This window comes from Halanaerobium saccharolyticum subsp. saccharolyticum DSM 6643 (assembly GCF_000350165.1).
Taxonomy (GTDB): Bacteria; Bacillota; Halanaerobiia; order Halanaerobiales; family Halanaerobiaceae; genus Halanaerobium; species Halanaerobium saccharolyticum.
Map to the genome: position 1 here is coordinate 228,480 of NZ_CAUI01000015.1, position 24,562 is coordinate 253,041.

General features: G+C 32.0%; 26 protein-coding genes and 1 riboswitch. Of the genes, 1 reads left to right on the plus strand and 25 read right to left on the minus strand.

What is annotated here, in order from left to right:
* Nucleotides 1-13: 13 nt before the first annotated feature.
* From ilvC to HSACCH_RS06430, 6 genes are all read right to left on the minus strand, one after another.
* Complete coding sequence (ilvC, locus tag HSACCH_RS06405) at nt 14-1,000, minus strand: ketol-acid reductoisomerase (RefSeq protein ID WP_005488710.1); 987 nt, start codon at nt 998-1,000, stop codon at nt 14-16.
* A 47-nt stretch (nt 1,001-1,047) separates the two neighbouring features.
* Nucleotides 1,048-1,539, minus strand: coding sequence for an acetolactate synthase small subunit (gene ilvN, locus HSACCH_RS06410; RefSeq protein WP_005488711.1), 492 nt, complete (start codon nt 1,537-1,539; stop codon nt 1,048-1,050).
* A gap of 3 nt (nt 1,540-1,542) precedes the next feature.
* Nucleotides 1,543-3,213: a biosynthetic-type acetolactate synthase large subunit gene (gene ilvB, locus HSACCH_RS06415; RefSeq protein ID WP_005488712.1), complete on the minus strand. Its 1,671-nt coding sequence runs from the start codon at nt 3,211-3,213 to the stop codon at nt 1,543-1,545.
* A 386-nt stretch (nt 3,214-3,599) separates the two neighbouring features.
* Nucleotides 3,600-5,255: a dihydroxy-acid dehydratase gene (ilvD, locus tag HSACCH_RS06420; RefSeq protein ID WP_005488713.1), complete on the minus strand. Its 1,656-nt coding sequence runs from the start codon at nt 5,253-5,255 to the stop codon at nt 3,600-3,602.
* A 53-nt stretch (nt 5,256-5,308) separates the two neighbouring features.
* A complete protein-coding gene (gene ilvE / locus HSACCH_RS06425; RefSeq protein ID WP_005488714.1) occupies nt 5,309-6,190 on the minus strand; it encodes a branched-chain-amino-acid transaminase in 882 nt (293 codons plus the stop codon).
* A 187-nt stretch (nt 6,191-6,377) separates the two neighbouring features.
* A complete protein-coding gene (locus HSACCH_RS06430) occupies nt 6,378-6,956 on the minus strand; it encodes a hypothetical protein (RefSeq protein WP_005488715.1) in 579 nt (192 codons plus the stop codon).
* Nucleotides 6,957-7,079: 123 nt separating this feature from the next.
* Between HSACCH_RS06430 and HSACCH_RS06435 the strand changes: the two genes are divergently transcribed.
* Nucleotides 7,080-7,853 (plus strand): helix-turn-helix transcriptional regulator, encoded by a 774-nt coding sequence (locus tag HSACCH_RS06435; protein ID WP_005488716.1) that lies wholly within the window; start codon nt 7,080-7,082, stop codon nt 7,851-7,853.
* Between the two features lie 26 nt (nt 7,854-7,879).
* Here HSACCH_RS06435 and HSACCH_RS06440 read toward each other — a convergent pair whose 3' ends face one another.
* The 19 genes from HSACCH_RS06440 to HSACCH_RS06530 all read right to left on the minus strand — a co-directional run bounded on the left by HSACCH_RS06440 (nt 7,880) and on the right by HSACCH_RS06530 (nt 24,403).
* Nucleotides 7,880-8,374, minus strand: coding sequence for a prepilin-type N-terminal cleavage/methylation domain-containing protein (locus tag HSACCH_RS06440; protein ID WP_005488717.1), 495 nt, complete (start codon nt 8,372-8,374; stop codon nt 7,880-7,882).
* Between the two features lie 30 nt (nt 8,375-8,404).
* On the minus strand, nt 8,405-8,755 hold the full coding sequence (locus tag HSACCH_RS06445) for a prepilin-type N-terminal cleavage/methylation domain-containing protein (protein WP_005488718.1): 351 nt from the start codon (nt 8,753-8,755) through the stop codon (nt 8,405-8,407).
* Between the two features lie 19 nt (nt 8,756-8,774).
* A complete protein-coding gene (locus HSACCH_RS06450; RefSeq protein WP_005488719.1) occupies nt 8,775-9,920 on the minus strand; it encodes a DUF7305 domain-containing protein in 1,146 nt (381 codons plus the stop codon).
* Nucleotides 9,921-10,127: 207 nt separating this feature from the next.
* Nucleotides 10,128-10,574, minus strand: coding sequence for a type II secretion system protein (locus HSACCH_RS06455; RefSeq protein WP_005488722.1), 447 nt, complete (start codon nt 10,572-10,574; stop codon nt 10,128-10,130).
* Nucleotides 10,575-11,015 carry a type IV pilus modification PilV family protein gene (locus HSACCH_RS06460; RefSeq protein ID WP_005488723.1) on the minus strand — a complete coding sequence of 147 codons (441 nt, stop codon included), beginning with the start codon at nt 11,013-11,015 and terminating at the stop codon, nt 10,575-10,577.
* 17 nt (nt 11,016-11,032) lie between these two features.
* Entirely contained in the window at nt 11,033-12,034 is a 1,002-nt protein-coding gene (locus HSACCH_RS06465) for a hypothetical protein (protein WP_005488724.1), read from the minus strand.
* 155 nt (nt 12,035-12,189) lie between these two features.
* A riboswitch (cyclic di-GMP riboswitch) is annotated at nt 12,190-12,274 on the minus strand.
* 187 nt (nt 12,275-12,461) lie between these two features.
* Nucleotides 12,462-14,336, minus strand: a complete 1,875-nt coding sequence (locus HSACCH_RS06470; RefSeq protein ID WP_005488725.1) for a type II secretion system protein GspD — start codon at nt 14,334-14,336, stop codon at nt 12,462-12,464.
* Nucleotides 14,326-14,772, minus strand: a complete 447-nt coding sequence (locus tag HSACCH_RS06475) for a hypothetical protein (RefSeq protein ID WP_005488726.1) — start codon at nt 14,770-14,772, stop codon at nt 14,326-14,328. The genes HSACCH_RS06470 and HSACCH_RS06475 overlap by 11 nt, the downstream gene beginning before the upstream one ends.
* A complete protein-coding gene (locus HSACCH_RS06480) occupies nt 14,765-15,307 on the minus strand; it encodes a type IV pilus inner membrane component PilO (RefSeq protein WP_005488727.1) in 543 nt (180 codons plus the stop codon). Before HSACCH_RS06480 ends, HSACCH_RS06475 begins: the two co-directional genes overlap by 8 nt.
* 1 nt (nt 15,308) lies before the next feature.
* Entirely contained in the window at nt 15,309-15,818 is a 510-nt protein-coding gene (locus tag HSACCH_RS06485; protein WP_005488728.1) for a PilN domain-containing protein, read from the minus strand.
* Nucleotides 15,808-16,908, minus strand: a complete 1,101-nt coding sequence (gene pilM / locus HSACCH_RS06490) for a type IV pilus assembly protein PilM (protein WP_005488729.1) — start codon at nt 16,906-16,908, stop codon at nt 15,808-15,810. The genes HSACCH_RS06485 and pilM overlap by 11 nt, the downstream gene beginning before the upstream one ends.
* A gap of 23 nt (nt 16,909-16,931) precedes the next feature.
* Nucleotides 16,932-18,101 carry a hypothetical protein gene (locus HSACCH_RS06495; protein ID WP_005488730.1) on the minus strand — a complete coding sequence of 390 codons (1,170 nt, stop codon included), beginning with the start codon at nt 18,099-18,101 and terminating at the stop codon, nt 16,932-16,934.
* Nucleotides 18,102-18,128: 27 nt separating this feature from the next.
* The gene (locus tag HSACCH_RS06500) at nt 18,129-18,626 is read right to left on the minus strand and encodes a prepilin-type N-terminal cleavage/methylation domain-containing protein (protein ID WP_005488731.1); all 498 of its coding nucleotides are present in this window, start codon (nt 18,624-18,626) and stop codon (nt 18,129-18,131) included.
* A complete protein-coding gene (locus tag HSACCH_RS06505; RefSeq protein ID WP_005488732.1) occupies nt 18,627-19,049 on the minus strand; it encodes a type IV pilus modification PilV family protein in 423 nt (140 codons plus the stop codon).
* 18 nt (nt 19,050-19,067) lie between these two features.
* Nucleotides 19,068-19,817, minus strand: a complete 750-nt coding sequence (locus HSACCH_RS06510; RefSeq protein ID WP_005488733.1) for a prepilin peptidase — start codon at nt 19,815-19,817, stop codon at nt 19,068-19,070.
* An 88-nt stretch (nt 19,818-19,905) separates the two neighbouring features.
* Nucleotides 19,906-20,322, minus strand: a complete 417-nt coding sequence (locus HSACCH_RS13585; RefSeq protein WP_005488734.1) for a competence type IV pilus major pilin ComGC — start codon at nt 20,320-20,322, stop codon at nt 19,906-19,908.
* Nucleotides 20,323-20,401: 79 nt separating this feature from the next.
* Nucleotides 20,402-21,613: a type II secretion system F family protein gene (locus HSACCH_RS06520; RefSeq protein WP_005488735.1), complete on the minus strand. Its 1,212-nt coding sequence runs from the start codon at nt 21,611-21,613 to the stop codon at nt 20,402-20,404.
* Between the two features lie 14 nt (nt 21,614-21,627).
* Nucleotides 21,628-22,701, minus strand: coding sequence for a type IV pilus twitching motility protein PilT (locus tag HSACCH_RS06525; RefSeq protein ID WP_005488736.1), 1,074 nt, complete (start codon nt 22,699-22,701; stop codon nt 21,628-21,630).
* Between the two features lie 28 nt (nt 22,702-22,729).
* Nucleotides 22,730-24,403 (minus strand): GspE/PulE family protein, encoded by a 1,674-nt coding sequence (locus HSACCH_RS06530; RefSeq protein ID WP_005488738.1) that lies wholly within the window; start codon nt 24,401-24,403, stop codon nt 22,730-22,732.
* Nucleotides 24,404-24,562 lie beyond the last annotated feature (159 nt).

The following is a 24,562-nucleotide window of genomic DNA, read 5'->3' on the forward strand; positions in this document are numbered from 1 at the left end:
AAATCCTGAATAACTAGTCGATCCAGGACATCATCTTTCTCAACTTGCGTCCGACTGCTTCTATCTGAGAATCTTCATCTTTTTTGGTTAAGGAATTAAATACAGGTCGATTTGCCTGATTTTCTAAAATCCACTCTCTAGCAAATTTACCGGTCTGAATATCTTCTAATACTGCCTGCATATTTTCTTTTACATGCTCATCAATTACTCGAGGACCAGAAACTAAATCTCCGTATTGAGCTGTATCAGAAATTGAATCACGCATGGTAGAAATTCCACCTTCAAACATCAGATCAACAATTAATTTAAGTTCATTTAAAACTTCAAAATAAGCAATTTCTGGCTGGTAACCTGCCTCAACTAGGGTTTCAAAACCGGCTTTAACAAGTGCGGTTGTTCCACCACATAATACTGCCTGCTCACCGAAGAGATCTGTTTCTGTTTCTTCCTGAAAGGTTGTTTCAATAACTCCAGCATGAGTACAACCAATTCCTTTTGCATAAGCTAAACCTAGCTCATAAGCTTTTCCTGTAAAATCTTGATATACAGCCAGTAAGCCAGGAACACCTTTACCGTCTTCATATAGTCTGCGCACTAAATGACCCGGTGACTTAGGAGCTACCATAAAGACGTCAACATCTTTCTGCGGTACAATCTGATCATAGTGAATATTTAAGCCATGGGAAAAGACCAGTGCATTGCCTGCTTCTAAATTGGGTTCTATATCATTTTTAAAGACTGAAGCCTGTTTAATATCAGGAATTAGAATCTGAATAACGTCGGCCTTAGCTGCTGCTTCAGGAGTGGTTAAGACTTCAAAACCATCTTCTTCTGCTAAGGGCCAGCTTGAACTTTCTTTTCTCAAACCAACTACTACATCTACTCCACTATCTTTAAGGTTTTGAGCCTGGGCATGTCCCTGACTACCATAACCGATAACTGCTACTACTTTGTCTTCTAAGTACTTTAGGTCTGCATCATTGTCATAATAAATTTTCATTTCTATCTTCTCCTTTATGTTCTCTATATTTATATTTATAAAAAAATTTAGCTCTTTTTTTGTGCCTGGCCTCTACTTAAGGCAACTATTCCTGTTCTTACAAATTCTGCTATACCGAAATCCCTCAATAATTCTGTTAAAGCTTCTAATTTATCTTCAGTTCCTGTTGCTTCAATCATTAAACTGTCAGGTGCTACGTCTACAATCTGAGCTCTAAATGTATCAGCAATTTGAATAATTTCTGAGCGCTGTTTGCGGGTGCATTTAACTCTGATTAAAATCAGATCTCTTTCCACAATTGCACTTTTATCAAGCTCAGTAATTTTTAAGACATTGATTAATTTATGCAGCTGCTTTGTAACCTGCTCTAATACTTTTTGATCACCTTTTACTACAATTGTCATCCTGGAAATCTCAGGATTTTCGGTTTTACCAACATTTAAACTTTCAATATTGAAATTACGCCTGCTAAATAATCCAGCAACTCTTGTTAAAACACCAGGTTTGTTTAATACTGAAACTGATAAAATATGTGTCATAAATTATCCCCCTATCATATCTTTTAAGCCGGCCCCAGCCGGTACCATTGGATAAACATTTTCTTCTTCTGGAATGTGGATGTCTAAAATTGCTGGTCCCTTAAGCTCCATTGCTTCTTTAAGTGCAGCATCAAGTTCTGACTTCTTTTCAACACTCTTCGACCAGATTCCATAAGCTTCTCCCATTTTTACAAAATCAGGGGCTGGAATTTTAGTTTCTGAATATCTTTTGTCAAAAAACATCTCCTGCCACTGTCTGACCATTCCTAAATATTTATTATTAAAGATGATAATTTTTACAGGAACATTATAGGTTTGGATTGTACCCAGTTCCTGAATATTCATCTGAATACTACCATCTCCAGCAATTAAGATAATTGTTTCATCAGGCTGTCCCACCTGAGCTCCTATTGCAGCCGGCAGACCAAAACCCATTGTTCCTAAACCACCAGAACTGATAAACTGGCGCGGCTTCTTATATTTATGAAACTGAGCTGCCCACATCTGATGCTGGCCAACTTCGGTGACTATAGTCGACTCACCATTTGTATATTTATCAACTTCTTCCATAATATACTGAGGTTTGATAGTCTCAGAACCATCATCTTCATATTTAAGTGGATATTTTCTTTTAAGTTCTTTAATTCTCTGCTGCCACTTTCCATTTTCTTTTGCCTCGATAAAGGGCAGAATCTCAAGCAGTACATCTTTGACATCTCCAACTATCGGTATTTCTACATCAAGATTTTTTCCGATTTCTGCTGGATCAATGTCAATCTGAATAATATCGGCCTGAGCTATAAACTCATCAAGTCTGCCGGTTACTCGATCATCAAAACGGGCACCAATTGCAATAACTAAATCTGTTTCCAGTGTTGCTTTATTTGCATATTGAGTTCCGTGCATTCCAAGCATTTCAAGTGCTAATTCCTGATCTTCAGGATAAATGCCCAGTGCCATCAAAGTTGTGGTTATTGGGATTTTAGCCCGATCGACCAGCTCTCTAATTTCTTTTTCTGCTCCAGAGATTACAGCTCCACCACCAACATAGAGCAGCGGTCTTTTGGCGTTATTTATTGCTCTAGCTGCTTTATTTACCTGCAGTCTGTGGCCTTCAAATTGAGGCCTATAGCCCGGCAGAGAAACTTTAGTCGGATAATTAAATTCTGCCACTTTTTGGGTTACATCTTTTGCCAGGTCGATCAAAACTGGCCCGGGTCTGCCTGTTTTAGCAATAAAGAAAGCCTCCTTGATTGTTTTTGCCAGATCATTAACATCAGTAACTAAAAAGTTGTGTTTGGTAATTGGTAAAGAGATTCCTGTGATATCTGCCTCCTGAAAAGAGTCTTTTCCAATCATTGAACTTGAAACCTGTCCTGTAAAAGCGACCAGGGGGACTGAATCCATAAATGCATTTGCCAGTCCTGTAACCATATTTGTTCCACCTGGTCCAGAAGTAGCAATACAAACCCCTACTTTCCCACTACTGCGAGCATAACCATCTGCTGCGTGGACTACTCCCTGCTCGTGTCTTCCTAAATAGTGTTTTAAACCTGAGTTATATAAGGCATCATAAAGGTTAATAACAGCACCACCCGGATATCCAAATATTGCCTCAACATTTTCTTTTTTAAGGGATTCAACTATTATTTCCCCACCATTTAATTTTGGCATTATTTCACCTCCGCTGTAATTTTGAAAATAAATAGATACAAAAATAGCCCTGAAAATAATTATTCAGGGCAGAAAAATATCTAAGAATTAAAACTGGATAAATTGACTGAAAATTAAATAAACTTCTCTCTGTATACGAGTATAGTTCTTTCAGTTGTCTAAGTAGTATTTTTTAGCTAATAGCTAAAAATAGATATACTACTCCCTTAATATCTCAGTTTATAAAATTCTTAAATGAAGCCAACCCTTCTCGACTACTTGCTATTCTATAACTTCATTTAATATTCTATTTATATTGTACACTATACTAAATTTATATCCTTTTATCAATCATTTTTTTAAAATATCTTTAATTTTTTTGATATTTCTCTAAAATGAGAGTCTGATTAATCGAGTACCGCTCCTTTAGAAGCTGAACCAACTAATTTTGCATAACGTTTGAGATAACCAGTTACCTCAGGCACAAAAGGCTCTACTTTTTCCATTCTGGCTGCTAATTCCTCTGCTGATAATTCTACTTCCAGAATGAATTTATTCATATCAATGTGAATTATGTCGCCCTCTTCTAAAGCTGCTATTGGTCCTCCGGCTGCTGCTTCGGGTGAAACATGGCCGATTGCTGCCCCTCTGGTTGCACCAGAAAAACGTCCATCAGTAATTAAGGCTACACTATCATCCAGTCCCATTCCTGCTAAGGCAGAGGTTGGGGACAGCATTTCTCTCATTCCGGGCCCACCTTTGGGACCTTCATTTTTGATGACTACTACATCCCCTGGATTAATGGCTCCCTGATTAATAGCTGCTATTGTTTCTTCTTCACTATTATAAATTCTTGCTGGTCCTCGGTGCTCCATCATATTTTCTGCTACTGCTGCTCTTTTTACAACTGAGCCCTCAGGTGCAAGATTACCTTTTAAAATAGAGAGTCCTCCTCTTGCGTGGTAGGGATTATCCAGTGGTCTAATAATCTCGTGATCTACAAATTTAATTGCTTTTAAATTTTCTCTAAGTGACTGACCGGTTACTGTTACTGTATCTAAATTAATTAAATCACCTTTAACTAATTCATTAATAACTGCATGAATACCGCCAGCTGAGTTTAAATTCTCCATATGATTTTTACCTGCTGGTGTTAAAGAACAGATATGTGGTACCTGATCACTAATTTCATTAAATTTATCTAAAGGAAGATCTATACCTGCCTCATGCGCAATCGCTGGTAAATGCAGAGCTGTATTAGTCGAACATCCCAGTGACATATCAACAGTTATTGCATTGGCAAATGACTTTTCTGTTAAAATATCAGAAGGACGAATGTCTTTTTCGATCAGCTTCATTACTGCTTTACCTGCTGCTTTAGCCAGTCTAATTCGATCAGCTTTAACTGCTGGAATAGTTCCATTACCAGGTAGTGCAAGTCCTAAGACCTCTGCTAGAGAGTTCATCGAATTAGCTGTAAACATCCCGGCACAGGATCCGACCCCCGGACAGGCTGAGCGTGCAATTTGATCTAATTCTTCTACTTCCATCTCACCAGAAGTAACTGAACCTACTGCTTCAAATACATTGTGTAAGTCAATTGCTTCACCACAGTGACTGCCGGCTTCCATCGGTCCACCACTAATTACTATTGCTGGAATATCTAATCTGGCTGCTGCCATCATCATTCCAGGAACAATTTTATCACAGTTTGGTATTAAAACTAGTCCATCAAGCTGATGTCCATTAACTACGGCTTCGACTGAATCTGCAATAATTTCGCGGCTGGCCAGTGAATAATGCATGCCGCTGTGGCCCATTGCAATTCCATCACAGACACCAATTGTGGAAAAAGTTAGCGCTGTACCACCAGCTGCTGTTATACCATGTTCTACTGCATCTTTAATTCTATCTAAGTGTTTGTGACCAGGTATAATATCATTTGCTGAATTAGCAATACCAATCATTGGTTTATCTAAATCATCATCGTCAAGTCCCAGTGCATAAAGTAATGATCTGTGGGGAGCTCTTTCGATTCCTTTTTTAATTTTATCACTTCTCATTTTATTCCTCCTATGCTGCTCACTTCTTATTGAAAAGCACTATTTTATTTTAATTAATCATTATAAATTTCTGTTCCTGTTGAACCTGCTATTTCTCTAAACTTTGCTATTAGATCTTTGGTTCTCTGGCCTACACTACCATCTGCAATTGTTCTGCCATCAACTTCTACTACTGGTATAACCTCAGCTGCTGTTCCACTTAAGAAACATTCTTCAGCATTAAAAAGATCATGTCTTGTAAATAGCTCTTCTTTAATTTCTAATCCCATTTCTGCTGCTATTTCAAGAACTACTTCCCTTTTGGTTCCTTTTAAAATACCTGCATATTTAGGTGGTGTATAAAGTTTACCTTCTTCTATAATAAAGATATTATCCCCTGTGCATTCTGCAACATAGCCATCACTGTTTAAAATAATAGCCTCAGGTGCATTCTGCATATTAGCTTCTAGTCGGGCCATAATATTATTTAAATAGTTAAGTGATTTAATTCTGGGGTTGACCATCTCGGGTCCGTTTCTGCGAGTTGGTACTGTAACTAATTTTAAACCAGTCTCATATAATTCTTCTGGATAAAGCTGAATTGCACTGGCAATAATAACTATTGTAGGCTCTGGACACTTACGGGGATCTAATCCTAAGTCTCCAACTCCTCTGGAGACAACTACTCTTATGTAAGCATCCTGTAAATCATTGGCTCTAATTGTTTTTAAAATTGCTGCTTCCATTTCTTTTTTGTTTAAAGGAATATCCAGCATAATTGTTTTAGCTGATTGATATAAGCGCTTAATATGCTGATCAAGCATAAATACCCGCCCGTTATAGGCTCTAATTCCCTCAAAAATTCCATCACCATAAAGATAGCCATGGTCAAAAACTGAAATTTGCGCCTGATCTTCAGGGACAATTTCTCCATTCAGATAAATATTTCTACTCACTACTTTGTCCTCCTCAAAATGTTATACTCTTACTAAAACTTCTTTATTAATGCTATTTATTTATCTATAGGGATAGCATTATATTTAATTATATATTGGTTATAAATTATATAGTTAAATATTTGAAATGTCAAGTTTTAGAAAAGAAAAAAACTCCCAATTAAGGGAGTTAATTAAGTAATTAATTTTATTCATTATCTCCAGCAAATGATCCCCTGATTTCAAAACCTAAGTAATAAAAATTTGTTTTGTCTTCTTCTTCATTGTTGAGAATACCACTAGAATTATATTCTTTATCTTTATTATAACTTCTATTAAAACCAAAAAACATCTTATTTTCATTTTCAAATTCATAATCTAAAAAAAGATCTAGTAAACTCATTCTGTTTTCATCACCATCATCATTATACTCACTGTAAGGCTTGTATAAATATTTACCATGAAGAATTAAATTTTCACTAACTGCAGTATCAAGTGCCATTAAATAAAACATCGAGTCGTAATCACTACTGTTATCTAAAATTGAACCAGAAAAATAATTTGTTTCACCAGAAGAATCAAATCGCCCAATAATTGGTGTAAGCCGGTATTCTCCTTTTTCTAATTCTCCAGGTTCAATTGGTCTGATATAATCTAACTGCCAGTCTGACATCATTATGTCAGAACCTAAAATCATTGATTCTAATCCCATCTGAGCAAATACTCCACTGCTTAGAGTAAAAATAAAAAATAATGCTATTCCACATACAAGTAATTTTTTGTGCATAAAGACTCCCCCTTATTTTTTTGCAGGATTTTTGTCGATTATCCTGAATAATATATTAAGAATAACATTTTTTATATTATTTTGTTATTACCCAAAAGTGTAATTTTTAGGAGGAGTAAACACGTGAATTTAGAAATCAAATGGGAAATTATTTTAGATATTATTTATAAAACAGGTAGAATTATTGATTTACATAAGTATTCCTATTATTTTTTAAAAGAACTTAATCAAATTATCCCATTTTATGCTGCTAATTTTTTTCTTTTTGACAACGAAAAAGAATTAATATGTGATCCTATCTGTTTTAATATTAGTGATAGTGTATTAAAAGACTATAATGATTATTACTGGCAAATAGATGACATTAGAAATTTAGCTTTTGATCAGCATGAACCAATTATTAGCACTCAATTAATGGATTATAATAGTTGGACTAATACTGAATATTTTAATGATTTTCTGGCTAAAAACAGACTATATTATTCCTGTGGAATTGATATCCACGCCGAAAAAAGACTTTTAGGGACTATCAGTCTTTTTAGAACCTGCAAGGATAGAAATTTTGGCCCTGCTGATCTAATCTATTTAAATCTTTTAGCTAAACACAGCAGTAATCATCTTAAAAAATTGTTTGAAATAGATAGATTGAAAAAACAAAGAAATAAAAAGCAAGAAAATATAATTATACATAAAGCAGAAAACTTTAATTTAAGCAAAAGAGAAAAAGATGTTTTGAAACTTATTTTATTAGGTAAGACTAACGAAGAAATTGCAAAAAATTTATTTATTTCAGTTAATACAGTTAAAAAACACCTCAGCCATATTTTTAATAAAACAGAGGTACATAATAGAACTGAATTAGCTTCTCTAATTTATAAGAAAACCTCAGCTTTTTAAATAAACTGAGGCTTTTGAGTTAATAATTATTTTTTAAATTTAATATACTGATCTGTATCATTTGCAGATGTTGATGAGAAATTATTTAAAATAATTTCTCGTGGAACATCACCAATATTTATTATAAGAGAATCTGGACTATTATTTTCAGTATTGAGCTCAAATGAGACTGTTTGGGTTTTAGTAAACTCAATAACTGTTCTATCAGTGCCACTATTATCTCTATATTTAAATTCTGCCCCATCAAAACCAATTATTGCTTCTCCTGAGTCTAAAGCTTCATTATAATCAGACACTAGTTCAATCCTGGTTGAATTTCTAATATTCTCTGCAATATAACTTGTTAAAAACCTGATTTCTCTTTGGGTAGCAGATTTTTCTTCAGTAAAATAGAAATTTCTGATCCCAGAACTAAAACTACTAAAAACTGCTGTTAATATTATTCCCCCTAAGGCAATAATAATTATAATTTCAACAAGCGAAAATCCATCTTTATCATTTATTTTTTTTAATAAAATCAATTATATCACATCCTAAATTACTAAATTTTATTAAGGAGAGATGGGATAAGCATAATAATTAATTTCTAAAGTCCCTTCACCTATACCTGTAAATGAATAATTTTTAGTTATTGAATACTCATTTAGAACTATTGAAGCTAATTCTGTGTTGTTTACATCATTTTCTATGAATTTAATAGTAATTGGTGTGGTTGATGTTCCTGCACCCCTGAGATCATTAATCAGACTTGCTCTGGCCTCATTTATTGCATTAGTTTTATCCGTAAAACTAAAAACTGTTCTTACCCCTTGATAAAACAGAGGAAAAATAGCAGCAGCTATAATCCCAATAATGAGTATTGATATAATAACCTCAATCAAAGTAAATCCTTTTTCAAACAATATAATCACCCCTCTTATTTTACTCCCATTTTCCTCTTGCATAAATAGAAAAATTATCATTTGGAGAATCTATTGGGCTATACTTTATTTCAGTACCTCCATTTTCTAGTTTTAATGTATTTGAAATTATTGCACCCTCTGATAATCCCTGTGTTTCAAATTGAATATCTAAATTTGGAGCATAAATATATCCATAAAATGCGGATGATGTTTCTATTTTATATTCTATTTCATCTTTATCTATAGGGAGTTCACTCGATAATGCTTCTGCATTATTTTTTTCCATTATATAAAATTTACTTGGGTCATAAGATGAATTTTCAAGTTCCGGACTAATAATCGCATTTTCTTCTGATTTAAAATAATTAGTATGAATAATTAATCTTCCAGTACCAGTGCTGTTAATCTTTATTTCAGAATCATTACCTAATTTAACTTCGTTTTCAACATAAACATGAATATCTTCATTTTCAACTGAAAACTCTAATGTTTCATTTTGAATGTCAATATTTTTAACTGCTATAATACCATCAGAATTCAAGTCAGAAGAAGTATAAATTTTATTTGTATCAAATACAATAGCATCATTATAATTTATTGGTTCATCAGGAAAACCAAATTCGTCAACATCAGGCAAAGTTTTTTCAACTTCATAAGCAATATTTCCATCAACATCAGCCTCTTCTATTATGAGATCTTCATTAGTACCTCCAGTACCTACATCTCCAATAATTGATCCAAATGTTTCTAGTTTACCACCAATTTTCATATATACAGCCAAATCAAAGATACTGATTTTATCTATATTAAGAATAACCTTTTCTGAAACTGAATTTACTTCTGATGTAGAGTTAATTTTGAAACCAGACGTTGAAGATTCCACTTTAATATTTGAAACTTTATCATTATTTTTAACTATATTAAAATCAACTTCACCAAGAGTAAGATCACCTTTTTCTAGCATAGCCTCAGCTGTTAAATCTGCTCCCGCTCTAGCTAGATAATAAGCTTTAATCTGGTTCTTATCCCTTTCAGCTTGTTTATATTCAGCCAAAGTTATTCTTAAAATGACTGAGCCAAAAACTAAAAGAACAGCTAAAACCACAAAAGTTGTAACCAAAAAATATCCGTTTTCTCCAATTGATTTAAATGGTTTTTTTAACATAAGTCAGCCCTCCTGACTAGAAATGAGATTAATAAACAAAAAAGTAAATATAAATCAATAAAGACCTATATTTACTTTTAAAGACATAAGAGTTATAACTATCAGGAACCCACCAATATTTAGTTTTTTATTATTTACTTTCTAATCTAATTATATCAGATTATACTAAGGAAATATATAGAATTTAATATATTATTACAATTTATTTTATGGAGTCATATTTCTAGGAACAATCTTTGTATTAACTGTTTCAAATTTGCTGCATTCATCATCCCTGCAAACTTCAATTATTATTTCATAAACTTCATCCAATTTAACAATATTAAAACCTTTTATATTTGGAATACGTTTTTTTAATGTTTCATCACTGTTATTAATTAAAATTTCTTTATTTTCATATTTTACAATAGTTTTCCCATTTAAAATAATTTTATCATCATCTTCATCAATTTTAGAAGCATTTCTGGCATATTTAGAAATTTCAGTTAGTCTAATTTCTGCAATTTGTTTTGTATTCATTCTTTTAGTGCTAGGTCGAACAATATTAAATAAATCAACTAAAAAACCTGTTGATACAGCAACTACAATTCCTACAATTGCAAGGGCTAACATTAGTTCTACTAATGTAAATCCCTTTTCTTTTTTTATATCCATTTATTCATCACCTGCCAAAAGCACTTCAGTAGTATAAGTTCTATCATCCCATGTTATTTTAATTTTAAATAAAAACAAATTAGAAGCAGGAATTTCATCTTCTGGATCACGTTCAATAATAATATTCTTGTTAGAGTCATCATTAAGACCAATAGAATAGTTTTGATTTTCATCGTTAATAATATTTTCAATATCATTAATAAGATTAGAATCTATATCTTCCCAATTTTCTTCATTTTTCCAATTATCTTTATTAGCTCTTAAACTTTCAATAATAGAATCTGTAACTCTAATCCCTTCTAGTCGTTGATTTACTCTTGATTCAACTCTGAATGAATTAATAATACCTCCAGAAAAAGCGATAACCAGAATCAATATTATTCCTAAAGAAATTACAATTTCTAATAAAGTAAAACCTTCTTCTTGTTTTATTAGTTCCATAATGTAATCCCTCATCTCTATAATTGACTCCAATTTTTAATTTTTGGTTCAGGAGAATAAACAAAATCATTAGGTAAATCATCTGAATTTACATAAAACCCACCAGTTCCTCTGAAATCAAGATAATAATCATGCTTGTTTGAGTTTTCAGAGTATATAAAAACTAAAGTATTATCCCAATCATCAGATCTTGAAGCTCCATTATGTGATAAATTATCTTTAATAAAAATAACTGAATTATCAATTTCTAATTTTGTATTAATATCGAATTCACCTTCTACAACAATAATAGAATTTTTAATAACTTCTGGGGCTTTTTTATTGCCACCACCAGACTTCATTATTAAATTACCATTTCTAATTAAAATATTTTGAGAATCAATAGTATTATTTTCATCCATAGTATCACTCAAATTAAAATCATTATTCTCAAAAACATGATTAAAACCACTATTATCAAAATCATCCTCATTAAAAAATTTTTGATCTAAAAACATTTTTGCTAAACTCAAAAAAGTTTCACTTGGCCATTCATTAAAACTTATATGATCTTCTAAATTTCCTCCTGCATCTTTATAGTGTTCTTCTTCCTCTTTATTATCTTCTTTTTTTATATTAAAATTTTTCAAGTTACCAAGTAAACCAAAACTAATATCAAATTTAATTTTCTGAATATATTCTCTATCGGAATTTAAATCATATATACCTTTAGAAGTAACTTCATAATCATCTCCATCATCTTTAATATCTATTTCAAATTTAATATCTTTTGAGCCTAAATCTAAGTCCTCACTATCAATTTCTTTAATTCCATCGGAAACTATATCATCTATATTTGCCCTTACAAATTCCACTCCAGAATCAGCATTATAAAAAGCTTTAGACATACCCTCTTCGTGAACAGCTATATTTATATGATTCCTTGCAGTTGTAGCTAATGCTGTAACTAATACAGTTCCCACTAATAATAGCAAAAGCACTAAAACTAAAGCTGCACCATCTTCATTTTTTTTAAACATTTATTTGCCTCCTTGTTTATATCTAATTATAATTTTATTCAACTTATACTTAATTTTAAGCTTAAAATCATATTACCAAAAAATTTAAATAAACTTTAGACTTAAAATTAATCATAAACAAAATAATCCACAGCAAATTCACTGTGGCATAAACCTGAGGCAAACTTGACAATCATAGATAAATTCCGTAGATTCAAGTCTTTGCGTAATAATTTTTCAATTATCTTGCCGTTAAAATATTTTATTAGTTGTTTTATTAATTGTATACTTAATTTTTTATTTTTACAATAAACGCTTTAACAATAATTAAAATTTTTGTAGTTTTGAAAAAATAAATAAAAAAAGTAAACATGAATCTCTCTTAAAGACCCATATTTACTTTTTATTAATGATATTTCAAACTTTAGAAGTTACTCCACTACAATATTTAATTGTTATTGATTAATGCCTCTAATTCTTCAGGAGTTAATTCTTGAAATTCCTTTTGCTCCTGAGATTTATTATCTTTAAGAGAATTCAAAATTTCTTCTCTTCGTTTATCTCTTTCTTCTAAATATTCTTGAAGTGCTTTATCACTATCTTGATCTTCATTCATTTCTTCTATCTCTTTTCCCTTTGGATTTCTATCTACAACCTTTGTTGTGTTATCCAAAGCTTTATCAATTAAGTGATTCTCTTGTTCTACAGTTTGATCATATTTTATAATTCTTGGAGTTACAAAGATAACTAGTTCATTAACATTTTCATTTTTATTTCTTGTTTTAAATAATTCACCTAGTATTGGAATATCTCCTAATAAAGGGATCTTGGTTATTACTCCATCATTAGTTGTCTGGATTAAACCTCCAATAACTATTGTTTCTCCATCTTTAAGTCTTAATCTTGTTTCAACTCTTCTAGATTTTTTAGATGGTGGTTTTTGTTCTTGAGGGTCAAAAATCTGGAAGCTACTTACTTCAGGAATAATCTGAAGTTCAATTTCATCATTTTCTGTTATCCAAGGAGTGAATTCTAAAATAACTCCTGCTTCTACATAATCATATGAATACTGCAATATGCCATCATCATTTCTTTCAATGTCAGTTACATAAGGTTCTTCATCAAGAATATCCATAGAAGCAGTTTCTCCATTTAAAGTCATCAAACGGGGATTAGCTAAAGTTTCAGAATCCTCACTTTCATCTAAAGCTTTAAAAAATTGTGGCCAGTCATAATCTAATTCAGTAATATCACCATCCAAGTCTTTTATAAACTCAATACTTGAAAAATCACTCAAATTTTCTATCCCAAATTGTCTATTAAAGTTAGATGATATTTCCTCTACTCTAGTTTCAATAACTACCTGATATTGAGGTTTATTAATTTCTTTAATTAATTCTTCTACCCCATCTAATTTATTTCGGGCACCATTTATAATAATTTCTTTACGTTTAGCATTTACATGTAGTTTTACATTTGGATAAAACTTACCAACTATTTCATTTATTTGTTCTGTATCGACATAATCAACTCGTATATTTCGAGTCTCCGGCTCCAAACTTTCATCATATGTTTTAGCCATTGAGATTGCATTTTCTACATCCACTTTATTACCACTTATAATTAAATTATTTGTCAACGGATTAGATCTAATTGAAAGATCCGAATTAATATCAAGTAACTTATTTCTTAAATCTGCTAATTCAGCATTGAATAATTTATAACTCTCTGTATAAATTTCTCCATCTTCAGATGTTGAAATTCCATCACCAGAAGTAATATATTCTCCTGCAGTTTTTTTCTGAGCAACGGCTGATGTATCTAGTCTCTCAATCATTTCTCTAATTTCGACTACTCTTTCTTCTTCTCCCTTTAATATAAACTGTCTTCTGACAGAATCAGCTGTAATTTGAGTGTCAGGGAAAATATCCTTAACTATTACTGATATATTGTCCAGATCATTAGATTTAACTTCTACAAACTCAGTCACCATATTAGAATATATCTCTTCTATTCTATCAGGGGAAGCAACAACAACCGTGTTCTCATCCCACTTATAGGTTAATGACCTGGTCTGGGTAATTAAATCTAAAGCCTTATTAAAACTAATATCTTTTAAATGAATTGTAATTGTTCCACTAACATTACTATCAGTAATTAAGTTAACATTTGCCACCTCAGCAATTGCACGTAAAACATCTGTTAAATCAGCATTTTTAAAATTCATATCATTAATTCTTCCCTGTGCTCCTACTGCTGCTGTAGCGGATAAAATAAAAACTAAAATTAAGATTAATGCAGTTATCTTTTTATTATCTCTCATTAATTTCCCCTCCAATCCTCAGCTGAAAAGTAAAACCTCGGTTTTTAACAGTTATACTATCCTGACTAATTGCTGATATTATATAATTATTTTTCTCATATCTGCCTCTAATAAATTCTACTCCATCTCCAGAATTAACCACTGCTATTCTATCATTACCACTTGTTATAATTCCAGCTAATCTAAAGGGTATACCCATTTTTATATCTTCAAAAGTAATTACTGGCTCTGTTCTCTGTCCAGTTTCATTATTAGCTATACTACCCTGAGCTGCATTGTTTGCTGCAGCTTCAGCTGGGTCTACATATTCTACAAATGGATTTCTAAATATTCTTTCCTCATTTTCTTCCGCATCTTCCTGTGCTATTACATTAAATGAGAAAATAAGTAGAAGTAAGATAGATGCTAATAAAATATATCTGTTATTTTTAAACATCAGTCTCAACTCCTTCCAAAGTAATAAGTTGATCATGATAAATAACACCCATATTGATAGTTACCCCATCGGCTGAATTTCTCTGGATATCCAAAGATGTAAATTCAAACCAGTAATTCCATTCTCCAAAATCCTCAAAAAGATTTGTAACTTCTCTAAATCCACCATCTATGATAACAGTCATTGAAATTCCATCAGCTATTTGAGTTGGTCTATATAATCTGAGTTCAACATCATTATCTTTAGCTGCTTCTCTAAACTCAATTAATAAATCAATAACATCTTTATCTAAATAAACCCCTCTAGCTTCTAAATCAGCAATTAATAATTGATATTCTTCTTTTATCTCTGGCAATCTCCTAGCAAAACCAATTGCTGTCTCTAAACGAGCTGATTTTTGGCTTTTTTCTAGTTCTAAATTTGCTATTTCTTCTGTTAAAGGCTGATAGAAATAAAAATAATATACAGCTCCAACTGCTATGATAATAACCAAAGTAAGCAGTATTTTTTCTCGATTGCTCAAATTACTAAACATACTACTCACTCTCCTTTTCTACTAATTCTGCAGTTATTGTAAAACGAACTTCTTCTTGTTTTTCCATTGTCTGCAGGTTAACATTAGTAAAATATTCTGATTCACTTAAATTGATAGTTAATTCTCTTAATTCCTCAGCTATTTTAGTTCTACCCCTGATATTTAAAGATCTGTTTTGTAGTGAAAAATTGTCAATTACTCCCCGCAAGGGTGTTAAAAAGCCCATTGCTTCAACTGGACCATCCCAGACATAATCTGGTATCCCGGGAGTACTTTTAATTTCTTCCACCATAGCTTCATATCTTTTATACTCTTCTTCTCGAGGTAAATAAATTTCTAATTGATTTTCAATATTTCTAATCTCACTCTGTAATACATCTCTGTCAATAATAAGACTAAACTGTAAATATCCAATTATCACAAATGTTAATAAAACAGCTAAAGTAATTATAACTCTTAAATAATCAAAAATAACTCCCTGTTTTTCTTCTACAAGTAGATTAACTCTCATCAGACATCACCTCACTAACACCAAGACCAACAGCAACAGCAAATTCGTATTTATAATGTTCCATCATTTTTTCTTTTTCACTGTCTACCTTTGTCTTAATGTTTTTAAAGGGATCAATTATAATTAATTCTCTGCTTATTTCTTCACTGATTATCTTTTGCAAACCTTGAAGACGAGAAGCACCACCAGTAACGAATATTTTTTCTACTTCCTCATCTCGATGTTTCATATTAAAGAAATCCAAAGATCTAGTAATCTCAGCAGAAAGTCTGGAAGCTAAATTTCTTAAATTGGCATTATCTTCACCATTTGTTTCCATACCAATAGGCATTGAACTCAAAGCATCTTCCTCAGTTTCTTGTTCAGCTTCTAACCCTAAATTAAGTTCTTTTTTCTCTTCTTCAGCAGATTGAAAATCAATGTTTTTAAGATCCATAATTGAATTAGTAAAACTTGTACCCCCAGTATCAATAGTTCTAGATAACATAATATCTCTCTTATTAGCTATTGTTATCTGAGTAGCAGAAGCACCAATATCAATAATAGCAATATTGCTGTCAGCCTGTCCTTGATAATCAAGTAAGGAGACTAAAGCCATTGGCTGAACATTAATTACTTTAGGTTTAAGATTTAAGCGTTCAAAAGGATGCAAAAAGTTATCCACTACATTCTTTTTCACTGCTGCTACAATGTATTTTATTACTTCTTCATTTTCTTCGACCTTTAAATAATCTAAAGCAGCATTGTCTACTGGATAAGGAAGTTGTTCATCTGCTTCCCATTTTAAAGACTCTCTAATTTCTTTTTGCTTCATATTGGGCATTTCAATATTTCTAATTAATAAATTATCATTTGGTACTGTTGTAATAATATTTTTTGTACTATTCTCTAAAGATTGAAGCAAATTATGAAGTTCAGAAGAAACTAAAGAATCATCAGCAATTAAACCATCAATAATAGTTTCAAAAGGAAGCTTTTGGATTCCAAAATCAACTATAGTAAACTCATTTCCCTTAACTTTAAACTGAACAGCTTTGATTGCATTTGTACCAAGCTCAATACAGGTGTAATTTTTTGCCATAAAAAACATATTACCACCCCACTTCTTAATAATTAATTTTCACTCCATGAAATCATTTCATCAACACTAAATTTATTTTGGTTTGAATTCAATGGAGAATCAATACCCCATTTTTTAAGAACTTCTAGAAATTCAGGATCATAATTAATATTTCCGTCATTTGCAGATGAATTATTGAGAGTCAAATTACCGCCAGATATAAGTGAGCCAGTAATATCAAATTTATTACCAAAAAGTGTATCACTATAGGAATAAATTAAACCCTGCATGATAATCGAATTATCACCTTCAAGAGATTCTTCTCCTTCAACTAAAACTCCCTCATTATCAATATTACCTTTAGCAATTATTATCAGATAATCATCTTCATAACCGGCTTCTTGATTGATTAATATATTAGTTCCTATTGATAATTTACCATCAACTACAATAACACCACTACCATTTAAATTTTTAATCTGTTTATCAATATTTAAATTACCTTGGATATAAGTAAACTGTTCTGCTATTTGATCAATACTTTCGACATTAATATAATCAACTAAATTAACATATTCTACTGTTTCATTGGCATTAAGTAAAACTTTATTGTCAGCTTGATTTTTTAATTCTTCAAAATCAAACTCTGGAATAACAAATTCTGAATCAGTTATAACATCTACTGTATCACCCTGTTCATCAATGATTTCTCCATTTATGCCATCTCTAGAAATAATTTTACCACTAGACAGAATTTGGTTGTTATTAACATCAATCAAGCCTCCAGAAGCAATGGTACTATCAAAAATACTATTATAAATAGAATAGGCTGCAGTCACTGTTTCAGATACACCATTATTAGAGGCAGTAGCTCTGAATTCAACAATATTATAACTATCTTTAAATTCCCATTCTAATTTTTCTACATTAGCTCCATCTAAATATGAATTAATTTCTGAAAATGATGTTAATTTATATTTAGGATTAACTTCTTGATCAGGGTTTAAGCGGCTTCTTTTATTATCCTTATCAAAAACTTCAGTTCCATATGCTATTGCGGCTTCGGCAGCATAAAAAGCTTTTCTTTGATTACTATTATAACTGTAAAAATCCAATTCACTCTGCAGCATTCTAGTCATACTGGCAACCATTAATAAAATTGCTACTAAAATGAACATTGAAAGTACTAGTGTAAATCCTTTTTCATCTCTTGCTTTAATCAAAAATAACTCACCTTCCTTAAGGATTTGTTATTTTAACAAGCGTGTATTAAAATAACTATTAAATTGATAGTTGTTAGTGGTTTCTTGATTGATTATATTTGCAGTTATTTGAATAAGACCATTACTAAAACTAAAATTAGGATCAGTAAATTTTAAATCTGTAATTTTCCTCTGCTTGCTATTAGTTAGATCATAAAAATATAAATAATCATCTGTATTACTTCCTCGGCCAAAGGCAACAGCTTTAGTAGTACCAGCATCATTATACTCTAAATACAATATATCCTGATCACTAGTTAAAGAGCTATTATTATAATTTGGATTAACAGCGGTTGCTTTTCTTGCATACTGGCTGATCCATCTATGGGTTAAATCCTGAACTCTCTGAACTTCCATCCGACTTTTATTATAATTCCAGGCCTGAAGACTGCTAAAATATGCATTATAAACAGCTGCCGCTATCACAGCAACAATAGCTACTGTAATCATTACCTCAATTAAAGTAAATCCTTTTTCAGTTTTCATTTAACCACCATCCCTAACAAGAGATGTTAATTGATAATTTTTTTTGTCATTATCCCAGTAAACTGTTGCAGTAATTTTTTTATTATTTCCAATTCCTGAATCAAATATTACATCTATATCATAATCATCAGTGAATTTATCATATGAATTGATTATTTCATTTTCAATATCACTAGTATTTGTTGAAAATTTATTAACCTGTGTACTGAGACTTAGAGCTTCATTTTGAGAAGTCATTTTAAAATATTCCATTGTATCTACTGCCATGTCCATAGCCTGTGATCTTATTTCAGTCTGATGAACTAAATTTATGCTGTTTGTAAAATATCCTAAAGCAGGAAAAATTGCAATTGTTAAAATTACTATACTGGACATAGTCTCAACTAAACTATAACCATCAGATTTTTTAAAAAAAGAAAACATAAATTATTACCCTACTTCCTATAAAAATAAATTTATATACCAATTAAAAAGTGTATCTCCAAAAAAGATCATAACTACTGCCCCAATACAGATAAATGGACCAAAAGGAATTCTAGTCTTTCTTCCTATAATACCTAATCCCATCAATGAAAGACCTATAATAGAACCAAGTAAGGAACCAAGAAAGATTCCGGCTAAAGTATAGCTCCAACCCATAAATCCTCCTATTGCAGCAACCAGTTTAACATCACCCATCCCCATGCCACCTTTAAAGATAAAGGCTACAATTAAAAGTAATAAAGATGGAATAACAATTCCTAATAATGATTGAAAAATAGTAAGATAATCAAATATAATAGCAGATAATACAGAAATCACTATTAAAGGATATGTTATTTTATTCGGAATAATCATATATTTATAATCAATAACAGTAACAGCAATTAAAGCAGAGATTAATAACAAATAAATGAATAACTGAATAGATATACCAAATTTTAGATAAGCAGCTAAAAATAAAAAACCAGTCAAAAGTTCTACTAAAGGATACTGAATTGATATTTTTGTGTTACAGTAGCGACACTTACCTCTTGTTGACAAGAAACTTAAGACTGGTATTAAATCAATAACTTTTAATCTTGTTCCACATTTAGGACAGTGAGAAGGTGGAGTAATGATTGATTTTTCTTCTGGTAGTCTGTAAATTATTACATTTAAGAAACTACCTATTAAAAGTCCTAAGATTAAAAAATATAAAAAAAATATCATTTATAATAACTCCTTAATAAATGAATTTAATATAGAAGGAAGAAATATTTCTTCCTTCTATATTAACTATTTGTATTACCCATAAAAATTAAGGTGATGCTATTAAACCAGATGAAATAGTAAATACTTCAGCAGGGTCAGTATCAGCCACAGTCACAGAAATTTCATAACTACTTGTACTTATATCATAACTAGTACTACTTGTATCAAGATATTGAGACAGATCAGCATAATCCATTTCTATATATTTTTCTAAATCTCCAATTAAACTTTCTAAGTCACTACTAGTAGGATATTCAGCATCATTATCAGCATAATACATTTCTAAACCATTTTTAACATTTCTCATATTAGCCTCTACAGCAGATATTTTAGCTCTATCAGTAATCCCCCCCATTCTTGGAATAGCAATCGCAGCTAAGATACCCAACACAGCAATAACAACTAATAACTCAATTAAAGTAAAACCATCCTCATGTTTAAATAGATTTCTAATTTTTTGCATTTTTATTCTCTCCTTTCAAATTTTAAAACTTTAACTAATTATACCATATCTTTTATATTCTGTCGATATAGTACTTTACTTAAAATTGTTGGAACATATCGAACATTGGAGTTACAATTGAAATCGCAACAAAACCTACCATTACAGCAAGTAAAACAATCATAACCGGTTCAATCAGAGAAATTGCACCGTCAACTGCTGCCTCAACCTGTCTGTCATAAAATCTAGACACCTTGTTTAACATATCACCTACTGCTCCAGTTTCCTCACCTACACTCAGCATATGCACTAACATCGGTGGATATTCTCCACTTTCTTTAAGAGGTTCAGAAAGTGTACTACCTTCTCTTACTCTTACCCTTGCCTCTGTTAAAATATCAGAAAAAACCTTGTTGCCAACAACATCCTCAACAATAGATAATGACGAAAGTAAATCAACTCCACTATCAAGCAAAATAGCCAGAGTACTGGAAAAACGAGAGACATAAACCTTTCTCATCATCGGACCTAAAACAGGTATTTTTAGTATCAGCCGATCCATCCTCTCCTTTCCTTTAGGAGTTTTGCGATATCTTGAAAAAAGGAAAATAATAATTACAGTACCCAATAACAGCATCCACCAGTACGCCTGCATAAAAGTACTTAATCCCAACAACATCCTTGTAGGTAATGGTAATTGAGTTCCAAAATCCTGAAACATACCTACAAATTGTGGTACAACTTGTAAAACTAAGAAAATAACTACTGCTATACCAACCATTAAAATTACCAGCGGATAGTACATAGCAGATTTAACCATGCTGTTAAGTTCATCCTGGCGGTCAAAGTGATCTGCCAACTTATTTAAAATGGTATCCAGCACACCACCACTCTCACCAGCCCTAACCAGCTGTATATATAATTCTGGAAATACCTTTGGATGTTTAGCAAAGGCATCAGCCAGAGAAATACCAGTTTCCACATCTTCCTGTACCTTAGTAATAACATCTTTTAGAGTTGAATGCTCAGTCTGTTTAGCCAGAATAAATAGAGCATCAACTAAAGAAATACCAGCATCAATCATAGCAGCAAACTGCTGACTGAAAATTGCAAGATCTTTTAGTTTAACTTTTTTTCTAAAATTAAAAATTTCTTTTACATCGCGGGCAGCCCTTTTTTCTTTGATTTCAGTAACAAAATAACCCTGAGACCTAAGCTGGCTGGCAATTGAAGATTTATCTTCTGCCTCAATTTCCCCCTTGACAGTTTCTCCGTTTTTGTTTTTTGCTGTATATTCAAACTGTGTGGCCATCTAGCTCAACCTCCTCAGTCTCTGCTGCCGCTAATTTTTCTCTTAATATATTCTGGATCATTAGAACGCTTTATAGTTTCTTCATACTCAATTAAACCTTTTTGATATAAATCAACAAGATAATTATCCATCATCACCATTCCATATTTAGCACCAGTCTGCATTGAAGATACAAGTTGGTGGGTTTTACCTTCACGAATAATGTTTTTGACAGCGGATGTAGCAATTAAAATTTCTAATGCCGCTATTCGTTTGCTGCCATCTGCTCTTTTCAATAACTGCTGTGAAATAACACCATTTAAGGCAGTTGCCAGCTGAACTCTAACCTGATCCTGCTGATGAGATGGAAAAACATCGATTATTCTTTCTATAGTACTCGGCGCATCATTAGTATGCAGTGTTGCAAAGACTAGGTGCCCAGTTTCTGAAGCTTCTAAAGCAATTGAAATAGTCTCTAAATCTCTCATCTCACCTACAAGGATAACATCTGGATCCTGTCTCAAAGAAGCTCTCAAACCATTGGCAAAAGACATTGTATCTGAGCCAACTTCCCGTTGATGCACAATACATTTTTTATGTGAGTGCAGATATTCAATTGGATCCTCTAAAGTTATAATGTGAGCCTGTTTGTTTTGATTAACCACATCTATCATTGCAGCCAGAGTAGTCGATTTACCACTACCAGTCGGTCCTGTACATAAAACAAGTCCATTTCTCTGCATTGAAAGTCTTTTTAAAACATCTGGTAAACCTAATCCATCTATAGTTGGAATCTCACTTGGTATTATTCTTAAAGCTATAGATGTTGAGCCACGCTGATGATAAGCATTAACACGAAAACGGCAATAACCAGGTATACTGTAAGAAAAATCAACCTCACCATCTCTAACAAAAATTTTCCACTGCTCATCATTCATTAATTTTTTGGCGATATTATTTATTTCATCCATTTCTAGCGGAGCTGAAAATTCTTCCCGTACTTGAAGATCTCCATTATAGCGAATAATAGGTTTTTTCTTAACTGTTAAATGTAGATCAGAAATAGCCGGATTATCTGATATTTCCTTCATCAATTCTATAACTTCCACAGGCAAAACCTCCATTCTAAATTAAATTTTAGTGAATAACACTTACCAGTTCATTATAGCTGGTAATCCCCTGACGAAGTTTTTCCTTACCATCCTCAAGTAATCCTTTCATACCATTTTCTCTAGCATAACGCTTAAGTTCAGGTTCGTTGACTCCTTCTGTAATCATTTCTTCTAACTTAGTATCTATCTCTAAAATTTCGTGAATAGCAATTCTACCTTTATAACCATCAGTACAGCTTTCGCATTTTTCTTGAGAAGGGCGGTAAAGCTGATCCACATTATTATTTAAAAACTGTTTAACCTCTGGGCCAGGTTGATAACCTTCTTTACAGTTAGGACAGAGTCTTCTAACAAGACGCTGGGCAATCACCCCAATAACTGTTGAAGCCACTAAATAGCCCGGAATTCCCATATCCATCAATCTAGTTACAGCACTAACTGCATCATTTGTGTGCAAAGTACTTAAAACCAGGTGGCCTGTTAAAGCAGCTCTAATTGCAATTTCTGCAGTTTCTTCATCTCTGATCTCACCAACCATTACTATATCCGGATCCTGTCTTAAAATAGATCTTAGGGTATTAGCAAAGGTTAGGCCAACTTTTTTATTAGCATGGACCTGATTCAGACCATTTAACTGATATTCCACCGGATCCTCAATTGTTACAATATTTTTGGTCGGTGAATTAATTTCATTTAAAGCCGCAAATAAGGTTGTAGATTTACCACTACCTGTTGGTCCGGTAGCTAATAAAATTCCATAAGGTTTTTTAATCAATCTATTAAACCTTTCCTTATTTTCTGCACTAAAACCTAACTTTTCTATATTTAAGAGGCTGTCATCCCTGTTTAAAAGTCTGATAACCACCTTTTCTCCATAAATTGTAGGTAGAGTCGAGACCCGCATATCTATCTGCATTCCCTTAAAGTTCATCTGAATTCTTCCATCTTGAGGAATTCTGCGTTTAGTAATATCTAAGTCAGCAATAATTTTTAAACGAGAAATTAAAGCAGCCTGCGAATGTTTGGGAATTGTAAGTTCCTCATGCAGGACTCCATCAACTCTGTAACGGACTCTAACACTACCTCTAAGCGGCTCAATGTGAATATCACTTGCCTTCGTGTGAATAGCCTGAGTTATAATCAAGTTGGTTAAGCGAACAATTGGTGCATCTTCTACCATCTGTCTTAACTGATCAAGCTCTGGCTCTTCATTCATTCCATATTGATCAAGACTATCAAAGATATCAGATGTATCAGTATCGATTAATGAATAAACCTGGTTAATTGCATTTATAATCTCCGAATGAGTTGCAATTGCTACTTCTATTTTCATACCGGAATTAACCTCTATATTTTCAATTGCTACTAAATCTGTTGGATCTTCCATTGCTACTTTTAAAAGATCATCTTCTATTTCATAAGGGACTGCATTATGACGTCTAGCTAAATTTTCAGAAACATATTGAGAAAGGTGAGCATTTAATAAATAATTATTCAAATTAACCCTTGGAATACCCAGCTGATATTCTAAAACATCTATCAATTCTTCCTCAGATACATAACCTAATTTCTCTAATACTTCACCCAATCTCTGATCCATATCTTCCTGCTCAGATATTGCAGCTTCTAACTCATTTTGAGTTATATAACCAAACTCAATTAGTAAATCACCAATTTTCTTTTTACTTTTAGCTCCCATAATTTACTCCTCAATTAGTTTAATTATTTTTCTATCTATAAATTTTATATTATAATGTCGAAATATCTAGAATTACCTTGCTTAATTAATAAAGTTCTATATAGCTAATATTATTCCTGCAAAATTTTAATCAAATTTTAATTTTATTTTAAAATTAAA

Excerpts from the sequence above, each read along its gene's own strand:
- ilvC (WP_005488710.1), bottom strand. The coding sequence starts at position 1,000 with ATGAAAATTTATTATGACAATGATGCAGACCTAAAGTACTTAGAAGAC.
- ilvN (WP_005488711.1), bottom strand. The coding sequence starts at position 1,539 with ATGACACATATTTTATCAGTTTCAGTATTAAACAAACCTGGTGTTTTA.
- ilvB (WP_005488712.1), bottom strand. The coding sequence starts at position 3,213 with ATGCCAAAATTAAATGGTGGGGAAATAATAGTTGAATCCCTTAAAAAA.
- ilvD (WP_005488713.1), bottom strand. The coding sequence starts at position 5,255 with ATGAGAAGTGATAAAATTAAAAAAGGAATCGAAAGAGCTCCCCACAGA.
- HSACCH_RS06430 (WP_005488715.1), bottom strand. The coding sequence starts at position 6,956 with ATGCACAAAAAATTACTTGTATGTGGAATAGCATTATTTTTTATTTTT.
- HSACCH_RS06450 (WP_005488719.1), bottom strand. The coding sequence starts at position 9,920 with ATGTTAAAAAAACCATTTAAATCAATTGGAGAAAACGGATATTTTTTG.
- HSACCH_RS06455 (WP_005488722.1), bottom strand. The coding sequence starts at position 10,574 with ATGGATATAAAAAAAGAAAAGGGATTTACATTAGTAGAACTAATGTTA.
- HSACCH_RS06460 (WP_005488723.1), bottom strand. The coding sequence starts at position 11,015 with ATGGAACTAATAAAACAAGAAGAAGGTTTTACTTTATTAGAAATTGTA.
- HSACCH_RS06465 (WP_005488724.1), bottom strand. The coding sequence starts at position 12,034 with ATGTTTAAAAAAAATGAAGATGGTGCAGCTTTAGTTTTAGTGCTTTTG.
- HSACCH_RS06470 (WP_005488725.1), bottom strand. The coding sequence starts at position 14,336 with ATGAGAGATAATAAAAAGATAACTGCATTAATCTTAATTTTAGTTTTT.
- HSACCH_RS06475 (WP_005488726.1), bottom strand. The coding sequence starts at position 14,772 with ATGTTTAAAAATAACAGATATATTTTATTAGCATCTATCTTACTTCTA.
- HSACCH_RS06480 (WP_005488727.1), bottom strand. The coding sequence starts at position 15,307 with ATGTTTAGTAATTTGAGCAATCGAGAAAAAATACTGCTTACTTTGGTT.
- HSACCH_RS06485 (WP_005488728.1), bottom strand. The coding sequence starts at position 15,818 with ATGAGAGTTAATCTACTTGTAGAAGAAAAACAGGGAGTTATTTTTGAT.
- pilM (WP_005488729.1), bottom strand. The coding sequence starts at position 16,908 with ATGTTTTTTATGGCAAAAAATTACACCTGTATTGAGCTTGGTACAAAT.
- HSACCH_RS06500 (WP_005488731.1), bottom strand. The coding sequence starts at position 18,626 with ATGAAAACTGAAAAAGGATTTACTTTAATTGAGGTAATGATTACAGTA.
- HSACCH_RS06505 (WP_005488732.1), bottom strand. The coding sequence starts at position 19,049 with ATGTTTTCTTTTTTTAAAAAATCTGATGGTTATAGTTTAGTTGAGACT.
- HSACCH_RS06510 (WP_005488733.1), bottom strand. The coding sequence starts at position 19,817 with ATGATATTTTTTTTATATTTTTTAATCTTAGGACTTTTAATAGGTAGT.
- HSACCH_RS13585 (WP_005488734.1), bottom strand. The coding sequence starts at position 20,322 with ATGCAAAAAATTAGAAATCTATTTAAACATGAGGATGGTTTTACTTTA.
- HSACCH_RS06520 (WP_005488735.1), bottom strand. The coding sequence starts at position 21,613 with ATGGCCACACAGTTTGAATATACAGCAAAAAACAAAAACGGAGAAACT.
- HSACCH_RS06530 (WP_005488738.1), bottom strand. The coding sequence starts at position 24,403 with ATGGGAGCTAAAAGTAAAAAGAAAATTGGTGATTTACTAATTGAGTTT.